Below are 15983 nucleotides of genomic sequence, written 5' to 3' on the forward strand. Positions count from 1 at the left end.
GTTTAAGCATTTGTATGCGTTTTATTTTCTTAGCGGCGTTTTTTCTTGTCAGCCTTAGTCAATCTTCCTAATAAGAATGCCCCTGCTGCAACACCAAGTACTGTATTCGTTTTTTTGTTAAAGACTTGCTTGGCGACAAGATTTAAGTTTTGAGGTCGTTCGGCTAGACGTCTCATAAAATAACCATACCAATCATTGCCGAAAGGAACGTACGTACAGAAGTTGTAGCCCTCACTGGCCAGTTGCAACTGCATGTCTTTTCTAAAACCATAAAGCATTTGGAATTCGAATTTATCATTCGGAATATCGTGCTTCTTTACAAATTCTTTCATATGATTAATGATGCGATGGTCATGTGTTGCTATAGAGGTGAATTTTCCATTTAACAGATGCCATTCAGCTATCTTAATAAAGTTCGCATCAATATCCTGCTTATCTTGATAAGCAATTTCAGCTGACTCTTTATAGGCACCTTTGACAAGACGAATCCGGAAATTTTGATATCTTTCAAGATATTCTTGTGCATTGTGGAAATAGGATTGAATAACTGTACCAACATTACTATACTCCATCGAAAGGTCGTCCAATAAATTAAAGGTTGGTTCTAAGTGTTTAAAGTCCTCCATATCAATATTGACAAAAATATCATATTGATGTGCTTTATCAACAATTTCTCTTACATTATTTAAACAGAATTGATAGTCAATATCTAAACCTACTTGCGTCGGTTTTAAGGAGATATGTGCATCCACTTTACTCTCATGAATTGCCTCAATAACCTTAAGAATTTGTTCTTTCGCCTCAGTGGCTTCTTCTTCTTTAAAAACGAATTCCCCTAAATTATCGACCGTACATGAAATTCCATGTGCGTTCAACTCTTTAATACTTTGGATTACCTCGGGTATATTTGTTCCGGCTACGACACTTTGTGCACCTAATTTTAATCCGTATTTTTTAGCTGTATTATTCAGAAATTGATTTTGTGATAAACCCATAAAAATGTCTTTCAACATAGCGATTACCCCTTGCTGTCGTTTTTACAATCATTATAGCATACGCTTTCAATAAAATTTATTTTGCGAATTTTCCAACTTAAAGTGCCTGACAACACTTTCCAAAATAGATGGTTTTCGTGTGTTTTGGATTTTGTTAGGACTACTGACATTATATCTATTTTCGACTGTAAACTAAAATTGATATAACAATAAAATGAAAAATTCAAACCTTAACTAAAATGCATCATTAAAAAAATTCAGATGAAATAATATTTTCTGAGGTGTTATTGATATTAACCCTATTTATTTGTTATAATAAAGTGGTTTTAACATTATTGAGGAGGAACATTTTTTTATGTCAATCGAGGTAGGTACTAAGGTACAAGGTAAAGTAACAGGCATCACTAGTTTTGGGGCATTCGTAGAATTGCCAGGTGGAACAACAGGGTTAGTCCATATCAGTGAGGTAGCGGACAGCTATGTTAAAGACGTTAATGATCATCTTAAAGTTGGCGACCTAATTGAGGTAAAAGTAATTAGTGAGAAGGACGGAAAGACTGCCTTGTCCATCAAAAAAGCTATAGATAAGCCCGAAGGACAAACCTCGTCTTATTCCCAACGTCCACCACGTCAGGGAAGAGTAGATAACCGTTCGAAAGATTTTCGTTCAAAGAGCAATTTTAAACCAAAGGAAAATTTCGAAGATAAAATTGCGAAATTTTTAAAGTCTAGTGAAGAGAATTTGTCTACCTTAAAGCGCAGCACTGAAACTAAACGGGGCGGCAGAGGCGGAAGACGCGGATAACGCATCGTTTTTAAATACTTCAAATATATTCACGAAGGCAAACATGGCATATCGCACATGTTTGCCTTTTTTACGCAGTTTCTTTCTGGAACACCCTGTTTCTTGCATAATAAAAAGACAGGAATGCCTCCTGTCTCTTTAGGATTAATATTATTCGTGAAAATTGGTACCGTCAGTTGTAGCTTTAATGATTCCAGCGCGAATGACAAAATCACCGAAGTGCTCACCATCTTCACGTTCTTTTGCATAGCGAGAAAGTAAAACACGGAGTTCACTTAATATTTCTTCTTCGCCGATGTTCTCTCGGTACATTTTATTTAGACGGCTGCCATCAAAAGCAGCACCAAGGTACATATTATACTTCCCTACGGCTTTACCCATAAAAGCAATTTCACCTAGTCCCGGACGAGCACACCCATTCGGACAACCTGTCATCCGGATGGTAATCTCTTTGTCACGTAGGCCATTTTCATCGATGATCGTCTCGATTTTATCAATCAGTTCTGGTAAATAGCGCTCTGCTTCAGCCATTGCTAATCCACAGGTTGGCAAGGCCACACAGGCCATAGAGCTGCGGCGAAGGGCCGATGTATGCTTGCCATCGGTCAAACCATATTGTTCAACCAATTCGTTAATTACTTTCTTTTTCTGTGATGATACATTAGCAATGATCAAATTTTGATTGGTAGTCAAACGGAATTCACCCGTATGAACTTTGGCAATTTCACGTAAAGCAGTCATCAGCTTATAGTCTTCAAAATCTGCAACTCGGCCGTTTTGAATAAATAGCGTTAAATGCCATTTACCTTTTACGTCCTTTTCCCATCCATAACGGTCACCGTTATGGTCGAAATGGTACGGCTTCGCCTCTTCCAGTTTCCAGCCAAGACGGTGTTCCAATTCTTCCTTAACCGTTTCAAGGCCAAGACGGTCAACGGTGTACTTAAACCGAGCATTTTTTCTAACAGAGCGATTCCCATAATCTCGCTGAATGGTGATGGTCTTCTCTGCAACATCATAAATTTGCTCAGGCTTACAGAATCCGATTACCTTAGCAAGCTGTGGATAGGTAGCTTTATCCCCGTGGGAACTGCCCATTCCACCGCCAATCGCGACGTTAAAACCAATCAGTTTTCCGGCCTCGACAATGGCAATCAATCCTAGGTCTTGTGAAAAGACATCAATATCATTTTCTGGTGGGACAGCAATTCCTATTTTAAACTTACGCGGCAAATAAAGCGGGCCGTACATTGGTTCAACTTCTTCAATTTCTGGTGTACCTGCAACCACTTCTTCATCAAGCCATACTTGATGATATGCTCTTGTTCTTGGCAATAAGTCATCACTTAGTTTTTTGGACCAACCATATACTTCCGAGTGGATTTCAGATTGATACGGATTAGATGTACACAAAACATTCCGGTTCACATCTCCACAAGCGGCAATCGTATCTAAAAGAGTGGAATGAATTTGTTGAATCGTATTTTTCATGTTCCACTTTAAAATTCCATGCATTTGAAATGTCTGGCGTGTTGTTAATTTTAAAGTGCCATTACCATTCTTTTGAGCAAGATCATCCATAACGAGCCATTGTTCAGGTGTAGCCACCCCGCCTGGTAAGCGGACACGAAGCATAAACTGGTATGCTGGTTCAAGTTTTTGTTTGGCACGCTCATTGCGGACGTCCCGATCATCTTGTAAGTAACTGCCGTGATGTTTCATTAAACGGTTGTCATCTTCAGGAATCCCGGAAGTTATCCGGTCTAACATTACTTCTTTAAGTGTCCCACGCAAATAATTACTTCTTTCTTTAATACCTTCAACATCACTTGGCGGGCCTTCAGGCGCTTTTAAAATTTGATTAACCATGGTGAAACTCCTTTCCATCCCAAATCAGTATACGTCACGCTGATAACGTTTTTGCTGCTGCATCTCGGCTATATATTCTACCGCTTTTTCACGGCTCAAGCCGCCTTCTTTTTCAATAATATCAATTAACGTGTTATGAACATCATGGGCCATATGTTTTTCATCCCCACAAATGTATAGGTACGCACCTTCTTCAAGCCATTCAAATAATACTTTACTATTTTCAACCATGCGGTGCTGGACATATACTTTTTCAGCTGTATCACGTGAAAAAGCTACATCCATTTTCGTCAATACACCGTTTTTAAGCCACTTTTGCCATTCTGTTTGATATAGGAAATCCGTCACGAAATGCTGGTCTCCGAAGAATAACCATGATTTCCCTTCCACGCCACATTCTTCACGCTCTTGCATAAAGGAACGAAACGGTGCTGCACCTGTCCCTGGACCAACCATAATGATTGGGGCATCTGGGTTCTTTGGCAGCTTAAAGTTTTCGTTATGCTGAATATACACAGGCACAGTATCGCCAGGCTGCAATCGTTCCGCTGCCTGGATCGAACAAACGCCTTTTCGTTCGCGTCCGTGTGCTTCATAACGGACCGCTCCGATTGTCAAATGGACTTCTTCAGGATTTGCCGATAAACTGCTCGAAATTGAATACAGTCGGGACGGCATTTTCCGAAGAATCGAGACAAACTCCTGCGCCGATCCAATCCAAGGGGTAAAATCTCGGACTAAATCAAACAAGTCACGTCCATCTATATAAGTTTTTAAATTTTCTTCATTCCCAAGTGCGAGAAGTTCCTGTAAATTCTCATTTGCTGAAAGGCGTGCAGCCTTTTCAATCAACGGCTTCGTTAACGTCGTAATTTCAAAGTGAGAGGTCAATGCATCTTTAAGTGGGAGACTCTCTCCTTTTTTATTTACAGTCACCATTTGTTCTGGATCCCAGCCCATTTCTTCCAATAGTAAGTGAACAAGTGCGGGATCATTTTCAGGGTAGATGCCTAAACTATCCCCAGGCTCAAAGGTGAGTCCAGACCCTTCAAGCGACAACTCGAGGTGGTGCGTTTCTTTATTCGAGCCGCGCCCGTTCAGATTGATATTTTCAAGAACTTCTGCTCTAAACGGATTAGATCTTGAATACGATGATTCGACTACCTGTGTTACCTGTTCCTGTTCTGGAACTTGGCTTGCTCCATCTGTAATTTTTAAGTTACTAAGCACACCTGCAAGCCATTCAGATGCTGGTTCATCGTAGTCCAAGTCACAGTCAAAGCGCGGGTAAAGCCTTGTTCCACCAAGTTCCTCCAAGCGTTTATCAAAATCTTTTCCTGTTTGACAGAAAAACTCATACGAGCTGTCACCCAACGCCAAAACGGAGAATCGCAGATGATCCAATTTCGGAGCCCTTTTACCGTGTAGAAACTCATGAAATGACAGGGCATTATCCGGCGGGGTGCCTTCTCCATGAGTACTTGCGACAATCAGCAAGTTTTCAACCTTCTTCAAATTGTTAGGTTTAAAATCGCTCATTGATAAGACTGTTACTTGATAACCATCTGCCTCAAGCTTCTTGCCCGTTTTCTTAGCAAGACCTTGAGCATTACCCGACTGTGAACCATAAAGGATGGTCACATCTTTTGAAATGGTCGAAGCTGTTTTAGCTCCAGTAATTTCAGATACCTGTACATTTCCAGGTCCCGAAACCGAAGAAAATTGGGCTGCTGCTAAAAAACCGCTCAGCCAGACTTTTTGTGATTCTGTCAAAGTAGGCAGAATACGGTTTAGAAGCTCTGCCTGCTCCTGATTAAAAGGACTGTTCAATACTTGAAGTTGCACCAAAATCCACCTCACAAAGGATTATTAACTTATTGTGATCATTTAATTATCATGACTTCTTTCAAGATTTCTTATAATACATATTTTTCAGTCAAAAAATGATTAATATAATAATAGTTTTACTATTCCTATAAGTCAAGTCGGTTTTAACGATTTAATCCATTAAAATCTGATAATATCCTCGTTTACCTAAGCGATATTTTTTTAACTTTTCCTTTTAATAAAAAAAATGCGCAATGTTGCATCGAGTCGGGACATTCTCTAATGCTTGGCTGTTGTCACGTTACTCAGTCCTCATTGCGCCAGATATTAGGATATATTATCTATTTCTTCTGTTTCGGTTACGCAAAAATGTCGGTATGTCGATTGATTCCTCTACATCCTGTCCATAATCTCCATGAGTATGAGATGGTTCTTCATGAATCACCTGTTCATGTTTAGGTTGGGATTGTAATGGTATTCTTGACGGGCCTTCCTTTTGGATAGGTTTAGCCGGGCTAATAGGTCGAGCCAGTTTATCAACAAAGCCAGTAGCGATAACTGTGATCATGATTTCATTTTTAAAATTCTCATTAATAATTGAACCAAAAATCATATTTAATTCTTTATCCGCGGCAGAAGCGACAAGATCCGCTGCCTCCTGGACTTCATAAAGACTTAAATCTTTACCACCTGTAATATTCATAAGGATCCCTTGGGCACCGTCAATGGATGTTTCTAATAATGGACTCGAAATTGCCTTTTTAGCTGCCTCGACCGCGCGTCCATCCCCTTTTGCAATCCCAATGCCCATTAACGCTGTGCCTTGATTGCTCATAATTGTCTTAACGTCTGCAAAGTCTAGATTAATTAATCCAGGGACAGCTATTAAGTCAGAAATACCTTGAACACCTTGGCGAAGAACATTATCAGCTTCACGGAACGCTTCAATCATCGGCGTTCTTTTATCAACAATTTGTAATAAGCGATCATTTGGAACGATGATTAAGGTGTCTACCGCTTGACTCATTAACTCAATTCCGTTTGCTGCATTAGAGGCACGTTTACGGCCTTCAAATCCAAACGGACGAGTCACAACCCCAATGGTAAGCGCACCAAGCGCACGGGCTATTTCAGCAATAGCAGGTGCAGCACCAGTTCCAGTTCCTCCGCCCATTCCAGCTGTGACGAAAACCATATCTGCCCCTTTTAATACATCCTCGAGCTGCCTTTTGCTCTCTTCAACAGCTTTTCTGCCGACTTCTGGATTAGCACCAGCCCCTAATCCTCGTGTCAACTGCGCCCCGATTTGCATTTTAATTTCTGCTTTTGATAGGTTTAAAGCCTGCGCATCTGTATTGACAGCAATAAATTCGACACCTTGTACTCCGCCTTCAATCATCCGATTGACCGCATTATTCCCGCCGCCGCCAACACCAATTACTTTTATTCTTGCTACTTGATCTATATCCATGTCAAAATCCCACATATTATTCCTCCTGCTCATCCGTTTAATTTATTTGCCTCACTATTTAAAAAAATCTTAGATTTTTATAGTCTAGCAATCCTAACAAATAATCTTTTGTAGTATGTATATAATTTTTTTCCTATTCATATTTTACCAAAATAATAGCAGATTTAATATAGTAAGCTAACACTCAATTCAGATAAATTTGTTGAATTTTGTAGAAAGTTTTAGCATAAATGTTAAATTTATAAAACCAATTTGTTAATTAGTTCTTTGGAAATACATCTATTGATAGATAAAATGCCAATTGATAGGATAGTATAAACATATGGATATCAAATTGCTAGCATAATGATAGGGAGGACTAGCTTGGTTCTAAATAAAAAAATACCCTTAATGCAGCATTAAGGGTATTTTTTAGAAAGATGATTGGTTATTAGAAAGCAAACTAGTTCAATGTCCTTGAGTGGAAACAGTATGTACTTTTATAATGCAGGAGCTTCCATCCCCATGTGGCTCCATTCTTCTCGTGCAGGACCATATACTCCAGGGACAGTCAATCCAGCTTGGCGCATTAAGACTGTCATTTGGCCGCGATGGTGGATGATATGTTTAATTAAAAGAGAGAGTGTCACTCCTTTTGGCATTTCCATACCAAACACATTTTTCATTTCTTTTAAGGATGCATCCGTCCATTGCTGCTTTACTGCGTCAATGGTGTCAGCACTTACCTTGCGAAACGTGTCAGCAATTGCTTTTGCTGTGGTTGGTACCACTTCTCCATTCTCCACATTTTCAACAGTTACGCCAAACTCGTTAAGCATTCCTGGAGTACTTGCTACTACATGCCACGCAATTCTCCCTAGTGTCCTGTCATCTGGGGATACCGCTTGTTGTAGAGATTGGTCTGTTAAAACATCTAACACCTTTTGCGTAGTGGATGCTTCTTGATTCCATTCCGCAATAAATTCAGATATAGAAGTATACATAATTCTTGCCTCCATTTTTCATAAATTTAACAGTAAAAGTATATCATTGTTGAGATAAATAGCGAAATTAATACTCCTCTACTGTTGAAATATGTGGTAAATTTCTATACATTTGCGCATAATCAATCCCGTAGCCGACAATGAATTCATCCGGAATTACAAAGCCTACATAATCTACAGGCAATTCGACTTTTCTTCTTTCAGGCTTGTCTAATAGCGTGCAAATTTTTATTTGTTTCGGTTTATGTGCTTGCAAATGCCCGCGCAAGAAATGCAATGTAAGACCACTGTCAATAATATCCTCAACAACGAGGACATTCTGATCGGTAATATTCGCATCTAGGTCCTTTAATAACCTTACTTTCCCTGTAGACTCTGTTTCATCCCCATAGCTGGATACTGAGATGAAATCAATTTTTATATTCCCCTTCAACTCACGCATCAAATCAGCAGCGAAGATAAACGATCCTTTAAGAACAACAATGAGTACAATTGCTTCATTATTAAAATCATTTTCAATTTGCTCCGCTAATTTCTTCACTCTGTCTTTAATATCTGTTTCAGAAATCATCACATCTTTAATTCTATAAGCCACAAAATCCACCCTCTTCTAAAATAGGCATTGTTAAAGGTTATTGTTGATATTTCCACTCTGTTGATTGGAGCGGATGGTGCGAAGACTCCTGCGGGAGTACGGGGCAGGGGAGACCCCGCAGGCGCTAAAAGCGCCGAGGAGGCTCCCCGCAACGCCCGCGGAAAGCGAAGCGCCTGGAGCGGAAATCAACAGACCAGTCTAACACAGCCAAAAAATAAAAAGCCAATACGAAAAACCAATTAGTTTGATTTTTCGTATTGGCAGAGATTATTATACACCTTTAAAAGCTTTACGGTAAATTTCAGCTAATTCAGTTACTAATGGAAGTTTAGGATTTGCTGTTGTACATTGATCTTCAAATGCCCGATCCGCTAGATAGTCAACCTTGCTTTCGAACTCAACTTTATTTATATTATTTGCTTCAAGACTCATTGGAACTTCAAGTTCTTTCGCTAGTTTAATAATTGCTTGAACTAGACTTTCTACACCTTCCTCAGTGGTACTTGCAGGTAAACCTAGTATTCTAGCGATTTCAGCGTAACGTTTGTCAGCTTTGAAATGGTTGTACTTCGGAAAAGCTGTAAATTTCTTTGGCTTGGTGGCATTATAGCGTATCACATGCGGCATCAGCACAGCATTTGCCCGGCCGTGTGCAATATGGAATTCGGCGCCTAACTTATGTGCTAGACTATGGTTTATGCCTAAAAATGCATTTGCAAACGCCATGCCGGCAATAGTTGAAGCATTATGAACCTTTTCACGCGCTTCCTCATCCTGACCATTTTTGTAGGCTCGTGGCAGGTACTCAAATACGAGCTGGATGGCTTTAATGGCAAGGCCGTCTGTAAAATCATTCGCCATACAAGAGACATAAGCTTCAATTGCGTGCGTCAATACATCCAACCCTGTATCGGCGGTAATATGTTTAGGCACCGTCATCACAAACTGCGGATCGATAATGGCAACGTCAGGAGTCAATTCATAATCAGCAAGCGGATATTTAATATTTGCTTCTTTATCAGTAATTACTGCGAATGAGGTGACTTCCGAGCCTGTTCCAGAAGTCGTCGGAATAGCCACAAATTGTGCCCTTTGTCCGAGATTTGGATATTTAACAATTCTTTTTCGAATATCTAAGAATTTTTGTTTTAAGCCAAAGAATTCTGTATCTGGATGTTCGTAGAACAACCACATTCCTTTAGCCGCATCCATTGCGGAACCACCGCCAAGAGCAATTATTACATCAGGCTGGAAGTTTGCCATCATTTCTGCACCCTTCATCACCGTTTCAATTGAGGGATCCGGTTCTACCTCTGAGAAGATTTCGCAGTGCACATAATCTGGACGTTTTCTTAAATAATATAATACTCTATCTACATAGCCTAATTTCACCATTCCAGGGTCAGTAACAATAAATGCTTTGGAGACCTTCGGCATTTTTGCTAAGTACTGCGTAGAATTCTTTTCAAAGTAAATCTTTGATGGGACTTTAAACCACTGCATATTTACATTCCTTTTGGCTACTTTTTTAATATTAATTAAATGAATGGTACCTACGTTCGTAGAGACAGAGTTTCCACCATATGTTCCACAACCGAGTGTCAATGACGGCATATAGGCATTATAAATATCACCAATCGCACCTTGTGAAGAAGGAGCATTGACAATAATACGTCCAGCTCTCATCCGCAGGCCAAACTTTTTAATTACAGTTTGGTCAGTGGTGTGAATAACAGCTGAGTGACCTAATCCTCCGAACTCCAGCATTTCTTCTGCTCGTCTTAGTCCTTCGTCAAGACTGTTTACCTTGTAACAAGCAAGCACAGGGCTTAATTTTTCCCTGGAAAGCGGGTAGCCTGGTCCGACACCTTTTATCTCAGCGACAAGGATCTTTGTATGGTCTGGTACCTTTACTCCTGCCAACTCCGCTATTTTAGAGGCAGCCATCCCAACAATAGCGGGGTTTACCGCACAGGACTGTTCATTAATGACTAATTTTTCCACTTTTGCTTTTTCTTCTTCATTTAAGAAATAACAATTATTAGCAATCATTTCTTGTTTTACATTGTCGTAAATTTCTTTATCAATGATGACCGCTTGTTCAGATGCACAAATCATCCCATTGTCAAAGGTCTTTGATAAAATTAAGTCATTCACTGCTTGATGAAGATTCGCCGTTTTTTCAATGTAGCATGGGACATTTCCTGGTCCTACGCCTAGAGCGGGCTTACCTGAGCTGTATGCAGATTTAACCATCCCTGCTCCGCCTGTGGCAAGAATCAATGAAATTCTGGAATGATTCATCAAGGCTTGGGTTGCTTCTAGAGATGGTGTTTCGATCCATTGGATGCAATTTTCTGGGGCTCCCGCCTTAATTGCTGCTTCTCTAAGCACTCTTGCTGCTTCACTACTGCATTTTTGTGCGGATGGATGGAAAGCAAAAATGATTGGGTTTCTTGTCTTTATTGAAATGAGTGCTTTAAACATCGTGGTCGATGTTGGGTTGGTTACTGGTGTTACACCCGCAATAACCCCCACTGGTTCCGCAATTTCAATCATTCCTTCATGTTCATTTTCGTTAATGATCCCAACGGTTTTATCATATTTAATATTATGATAAACATATTCAGTAGCAAACATGTTTTTGATGATTTTATCTTCGTATACGCCTCTTCCTGTTTCTTCAACGGCTAATTTCGCAAGCGGCATATGCTGGTCAAGACCCGCTAAGGCCATTTCTTTGACAATTTCATTTATCATGTCTTGGTCAAAGTTACGGAATTCATCCAATGCTTTTAGACCATTTTCCACTAACCCATTAACCATCTTCGTTACATTTTGCTTTTCTTTAACTGCCTTTTCTACTACTGCCATCGTAATACCTCCGTTTGTTTAAATGTTTGTGATACATTTCACAAATTGTTAGAAAAAATAAACGTTCAAGCTGGTATTTTTCTCTGGATGTCGGTTTTTTGTGAATAATTTCACATAATTGTTTAAAAAAAATGATTTTCGTCTTTGATTCTTTTACAACTGGTTATTCACAAACTGGATTGCGGGGAATCTTTTCAAATAAAATGTCTGTTAGAACTTTTGAATACTTTTTAACGGCGATCACGTAATTTACGGTCCAGATATAGGAGGGAATTTCTTCATTTTCTTTAAAATACATTGCCTCAAATTCGTCCCCAACTGCTTCTTCGAATGTTTCTAGGGTATAAGTTTCAGAATCTGTAGAGAAGATTTTCCATTCACAAACCATCATGTCTGATCACTCCTTGTTTGTTTATGAAATTATCATAACATGAAATTCGGATAATAGTTTGTGAAGTATTGAACAAAGTGTGAATTATGGTTACTTTTACTGGAAATAGTACAATTTCATTATATAGTAATGATTACAAATGATTCTATTGTCATAAGTTGGATGAAATACTTTCATGTTTGAAAGCGTTTACAATTTATTGCTATATTAGAATAATATTTAATAGGAGTTTGTATACTTTCGGTTTAGTAAACAGGCTCTAAGTGACCGTAATTTTATAATAAACTGGGGTCCAGTCAATTAAGAGCCCTCTTTCTTATTATAGCCCTTCACGAAACCATATCTCGGACATTTAAAAGTATCTACATCAATTCAATCCCTTTTGGAGGTTTAACCGAAGTTAGGATGTCCGTCTCTTTTACACGTTCCACTGCATAAGAAGAACCATTCAAGATCTCGAGATCCAGATAACCTGGATGGCACATCACTTCGACCGTTTGCCCATCCTGAACATGGGTTACCACCTTTTCAAAATAATCGTAGGTCGCGCCTTCACCATAAAAATCATGTAAAAACACATCTGAGAATGAAGCGACACCTTCTACTGCATCTTCTGCTAATCGTCTTGCACTTAAGTTATATTTTTTGGCCAGCATTTGCACCACTGGTAAAAATTCTGGAATGGTGTGGACATGATGATGGCTGTCAAAATGGGTCGGAGTAAGCCCTGTTTCTAGAAACCTTTCGATTTGTGCACTCCATTCTCTTGCAAGTTCGTTAAGTGAGATTACTCGTTGACCTTTGAGTTCAGAAAGTCTTTTGAAACTGCCAATCTCGTTAACTAGCGATGGAACGTCTGTTAAAAGCGGTTTCCCGCATGTGAGCACCAGGTGAACCCCGACTTGAAGTCTAGGATTTGCTTTTGCCAATTCCACTGCATGCGTTACTCCCGGCATGTTCATCATCATCGTAGCGGAATTAACAATTCCATGTTTATGTGCATCAATAATGCCATAATTAATTCCTCTGGAATATCCAAAATCATCCGCATTCACAATTAATTTTATCAAGCTTTTAACCTCCTCGTTAACCAGAGAAAAGACAGCTGATTCACTGCCTTTCTGTCAATTTTTAAAAAACTGAGGTAAATATTTCTTATGAGCTTCTAGCATCTCGTCGACAATTTGTTTCGCTATCGTATCAGAGGCAACCAAAGGATTAATCGCTAAGGCAAGGATTGCTAGGTTATAATCACCCGTTACAGCCGCTTCCGCTGCGACCCGTTCAAATGATTTAATTTGTTGTACAAGCCCTCGAACTGGAACAGGAAGGTCGCCCATCACGAGTGGCTTTGGACCCTCTTTTGTAATGATACAGCTAACCTCAACGGCAGAATCATTTGGAATGCTCGCAATTGAACCATTATTTAACGTATTAACGGGTTGAATGTCCCCTTTATCATTATAAATAGAAGATATCAAACGGACAGCGGCATCACTATAATATGCGCCCCCGCGTTTTTCGAGTTGTGGAGGCTTAATCGAAAGATTGGGATCCTTGTAGAGTTCAAAGAGATCCTCTTCTAACTTTTTCACCACTTCCGCGCGTGTCCCGACCGTTTCCGCATGTTTAATGTCTTTTTCGACCATTTCACGACTTTTGTAATAATAATTGTGATAGGGACATGGAAGAACCCCTAAGGCCCGGATAAATTCAGGCTCCCAGCCCTGCCCTTGAATATTCTTTACAAAACTAGAATTCTCAGGATTTGTTAAAAATTCGATGACTTGGTCTTTTACACTGACACCATCCACGAATACATCTAATCCATAAACCATATGATTTAATCCAGCAAAATCAATGCGGACGCGGGAATGTTCGACTTTTAGCAGTTTAGCAATCCCCATTTCCATACCAATAGGAACATTGCATAGTCCAACTACTTTCCGATGGTCACTATACCGAAGAACCGCTTCAGTCACCATCCCTGCTGGATTCGTAAAGTTAACCAGCCACGCTTCAGGGCATAATTCCTTCATATCTTTGACAATATCCAAGATGACAGGTATCGTGCGAAGACCTTTAAATAGACCGCCCGGACCATTGGTTTCTTGGCCAAGAACTCCATACTTTAATGGGATTCTTTCATCTTTTGCCCTTGCGTCTAGGAGCCCCACGCGGAACTGGGTGGTCACAAAATCTGCATCTTTTAATGCTTCCCTTCGATCGAGTGTTAAATGAACTTCGACAGGAAGTCCTGCTTTTTGAAACATCCGCTTTGCTAGACTTCCAACAATTTCTAATTTCTCTTTTCCTTCTTCGATGTCCACGAGCCAAAGTTCACGTAACGGAAGTTCATCGTACCGTTTGATAAATCCTTCGACCAGCTCAGGGGTATAACTCGATCCACCGCCAATTGTGGTAATTTTAATCGATTTAGTCAATTTCTATGAGCCTCCCACTTTATTGATTGTTCATTTCTTGACGAATTTCAATAATCTCTCTTGCTAAATCTATTAATGTGATTGCTGTCATTAAATGATCCTGTGCGTGGACCAAAATAATCGGTATGTCGAAATCCTTGCCTTCCGCTTCCGCTTGAATCAATTGTGTTTGAAAGCGATGCGCATTGATGATTTCACTGTCTGCCTCTGTAAGTTTCTCAAGTGCAGAAGAGAAGTTTTTTTCTTTGGCTGTATATATCGCCTCCATGGCGAGACTTCTGGCGTTTCCACTGTGTAAAATCAATCGAAATGAAAGTTGGTACAATTCTTCTTTCGTCATCTAGTTCCCCCCCACCTAAGATACATGCCAAGAGCTTGCCAGAAGGCAAGCTCTTGTATTCTATTGTTATTTATTAGCTCCTTGTTCGACCTTGAAGTTTTGCTTATCCCACATTCTAAAAAATGGATAATAGATCGCAAAAGCTACGGCCAAATTTATTACTTGCATTAGCGCCCCTCTGATATTCCCCCCCGATGCTAGGTATCCACCGATAATTGGTGGAGTAGTCCAAGGCACGGCAACACCGGCAGTTTTCGGAGCAAAACCCGTACTCATTCCAATATAAGTCGTAATAACAAGTGCCAACGGTGTTAAAATAAATGGAATAATGAGCAGTGGATTCAATACAATAGGCGCTCCGAAAGTAATTGGTTCATTAATATTAAATATTCCTGGTCCGATCGCCAGCCGTCCCAATTGCTTGGATTGTTGACTCTTCGCCATAAATAACATCATGAGTGCAAAGACTAATGTGGCACCAGATCCACCCATATAAATGAAAATATCAAAAAATTGTTGGGAAATGATATTTGGAATTTCTTTTCCAGCTTGAAGTGCCACGCGGTTTGCGTCCGTTTGTGCTAACCAAATAGGTGCCATAACGCCGCCGACAATACTTGCGCCGTGCAAACCTGTAGACCATAAGAGTTGTACAAAGAAAACGGCAATTAGTGCACCAATTAATGTTCCACCAAGCGCACCCAGTGGTTCTTGTAGTAATTGTCCAATGACATTGTGTAAGCTTTCAAAGGGGGTCTTCTCAATAAGTAAACGAATAATCCATACGCAAAGAATGACTAAGAAACCAGGGAATAAAGCCACAAATGATTTACTTACGCTAGGCGGTACACCATCCGGCATTTTAATAACAATATTTTTTTGGATAATGAATCGATAAATTTCAGTTGAAAACATTGCTAGAATCATAGCAACAAACAAACCTTTACTTCCTAAGAGAGCCATTGGCAATACGCCGCCCACTTGTACAGCTGCAGTTGCTCCTTCTGGGGTAAACAATGTGAAATAGGGAGTGGCAAGAATGAAAGCCGCGACAGATATGGCACCAGCATTCAAGGCATCAACTTTGTATTGTTCGGCAAGACGGTAAGCTACACCGAACGCAGCAATGAGAGCCATAATATCAAAGGTTGCGTTGACAGGATAGAGAAGTTTGGTTAACCAATTATCTCCAAATGTTCGGGCCATAAATTCCGGATAGCCATCAAAAGGCAAAAATCCTAAAATTAAGAATACCGAACCAATGATGAGCAGCGGCATCGTTAAGATAATACCATCACGCAAAGCTTGTAAGTGTCGTTGACCTGCGATTCTACCTGCGACCGGCATTACCTTCTCTTCTAACATCTGGTTAAATTTGCTCATATCTTT

Annotated in this window: 13 protein-coding genes; 1 reads left to right on the forward strand and 12 read right to left on the reverse strand. The window is 39.9% G+C overall.

The genetic code is table 11. The features are described from left to right. Positions 1–29: 29 nt before the first annotated feature. On the reverse strand, positions 30–1013 hold the full coding sequence (locus tag ACJ004_RS06690; RefSeq protein ID WP_410891978.1) for a proline dehydrogenase family protein: 984 nt from the start codon (positions 1011–1013) through the stop codon (positions 30–32). Between the two features lie 337 nt (positions 1014–1350). Between ACJ004_RS06690 and ACJ004_RS06695 the strand changes: the two genes are divergently transcribed. Next, complete coding sequence (locus ACJ004_RS06695) at positions 1351–1800, forward strand: S1 domain-containing RNA-binding protein (RefSeq protein WP_218347309.1); 450 nt, start codon at positions 1351–1353, stop codon at positions 1798–1800. 150 nt (positions 1801–1950) lie between these two features. On the opposite strand, the gene cysI is transcribed toward ACJ004_RS06695, so the two are convergent. From cysI to celB, 11 genes are all read right to left on the reverse strand, one after another. After that, a complete protein-coding gene (gene cysI / locus ACJ004_RS06700; protein ID WP_410891979.1) occupies positions 1951–3669 on the reverse strand; it encodes an assimilatory sulfite reductase (NADPH) hemoprotein subunit in 1719 nt (572 codons plus the stop codon). A gap of 24 nt (positions 3670–3693) precedes the next feature. Next, complete coding sequence (locus tag ACJ004_RS06705) at positions 3694–5514, reverse strand: assimilatory sulfite reductase (NADPH) flavoprotein subunit (RefSeq protein WP_410891980.1); 1821 nt, start codon at positions 5512–5514, stop codon at positions 3694–3696. Positions 5515–5833: 319 nt separating this feature from the next. Next, positions 5834–6982, reverse strand: a complete 1149-nt coding sequence (gene ftsZ, locus ACJ004_RS06710; RefSeq protein WP_410891981.1) for a cell division protein FtsZ — start codon at positions 6980–6982, stop codon at positions 5834–5836. A 464-nt stretch (positions 6983–7446) separates the two neighbouring features. Continuing rightward, a complete protein-coding gene (locus ACJ004_RS06715; RefSeq protein WP_410891982.1) occupies positions 7447–7950 on the reverse strand; it encodes a DinB family protein in 504 nt (167 codons plus the stop codon). A gap of 67 nt (positions 7951–8017) precedes the next feature. Then, positions 8018–8545 carry a hypoxanthine phosphoribosyltransferase gene (hpt, locus tag ACJ004_RS06720; RefSeq protein ID WP_410891983.1) on the reverse strand — a complete coding sequence of 176 codons (528 nt, stop codon included), beginning with the start codon at positions 8543–8545 and terminating at the stop codon, positions 8018–8020. Between the two features lie 270 nt (positions 8546–8815). Next, positions 8816–11419 carry a bifunctional acetaldehyde-CoA/alcohol dehydrogenase gene (adhE, locus tag ACJ004_RS06725; protein WP_410891985.1) on the reverse strand — a complete coding sequence of 868 codons (2604 nt, stop codon included), beginning with the start codon at positions 11417–11419 and terminating at the stop codon, positions 8816–8818. A 163-nt stretch (positions 11420–11582) separates the two neighbouring features. Then, complete coding sequence (locus ACJ004_RS06730) at positions 11583–11810, reverse strand: hypothetical protein (RefSeq protein ID WP_410891986.1); 228 nt, start codon at positions 11808–11810, stop codon at positions 11583–11585. A 362-nt stretch (positions 11811–12172) separates the two neighbouring features. Further along, a complete protein-coding gene (gene chbG, locus ACJ004_RS06735) occupies positions 12173–12880 on the reverse strand; it encodes a chitin disaccharide deacetylase (RefSeq protein ID WP_410891987.1) in 708 nt (235 codons plus the stop codon). Between the two features lie 54 nt (positions 12881–12934). Beyond that, positions 12935–14254, reverse strand: a complete 1320-nt coding sequence (locus ACJ004_RS06740) for a 6-phospho-beta-glucosidase (protein WP_410891988.1) — start codon at positions 14252–14254, stop codon at positions 12935–12937. Between the two features lie 19 nt (positions 14255–14273). After that, complete coding sequence (locus tag ACJ004_RS06745; protein WP_410891989.1) at positions 14274–14594, reverse strand: PTS sugar transporter subunit IIA; 321 nt, start codon at positions 14592–14594, stop codon at positions 14274–14276. Positions 14595–14660: 66 nt separating this feature from the next. Continuing rightward, the gene (celB, locus tag ACJ004_RS06750; protein WP_410891991.1) at positions 14661–15977 is read right to left on the reverse strand and encodes a PTS cellobiose transporter subunit IIC; all 1317 of its coding nucleotides are present in this window, start codon (positions 15975–15977) and stop codon (positions 14661–14663) included. Positions 15978–15983 lie beyond the last annotated feature (6 nt).

Origin of the sequence: Neobacillus sp. 204 (genome assembly GCF_046562815.1) — a bacterium.
Classification (GTDB): domain Bacteria; phylum Bacillota; class Bacilli; order Bacillales; family Cytobacillaceae; genus Neobacillus.

What these genes read in the sequence shown, in the direction of transcription:
- ACJ004_RS06730 (WP_410891986.1), bottom strand. Translation starts at nt 11,810, where the DNA reads ATGATGGTTTGTGAATGGAAAATCTTCTCTACAGATTCTGAAACTTAT.
- ACJ004_RS06695 (WP_218347309.1), top strand. Translation starts at nt 1,351, where the DNA reads ATGTCAATCGAGGTAGGTACTAAGGTACAAGGTAAAGTAACAGGCATC.
- ACJ004_RS06745 (WP_410891989.1), bottom strand. Translation starts at nt 14,594, where the DNA reads ATGACGAAAGAAGAATTGTACCAACTTTCATTTCGATTGATTTTACAC.
- ACJ004_RS06715 (WP_410891982.1), bottom strand. Translation starts at nt 7,950, where the DNA reads ATGTATACTTCTATATCTGAATTTATTGCGGAATGGAATCAAGAAGCA.
- cysI (WP_410891979.1), bottom strand. Translation starts at nt 3,669, where the DNA reads ATGGTTAATCAAATTTTAAAAGCGCCTGAAGGCCCGCCAAGTGATGTT.
- ACJ004_RS06690 (WP_410891978.1), bottom strand. Translation starts at nt 1,013, where the DNA reads ATGTTGAAAGACATTTTTATGGGTTTATCACAAAATCAATTTCTGAAT.
- celB (WP_410891991.1), bottom strand. Translation starts at nt 15,977, where the DNA reads ATGAGCAAATTTAACCAGATGTTAGAAGAGAAGGTAATGCCGGTCGCA.
- ftsZ (WP_410891981.1), bottom strand. Translation starts at nt 6,982, where the DNA reads ATGTGGGATTTTGACATGGATATAGATCAAGTAGCAAGAATAAAAGTA.
- adhE (WP_410891985.1), bottom strand. Translation starts at nt 11,419, where the DNA reads ATGGCAGTAGTAGAAAAGGCAGTTAAAGAAAAGCAAAATGTAACGAAG.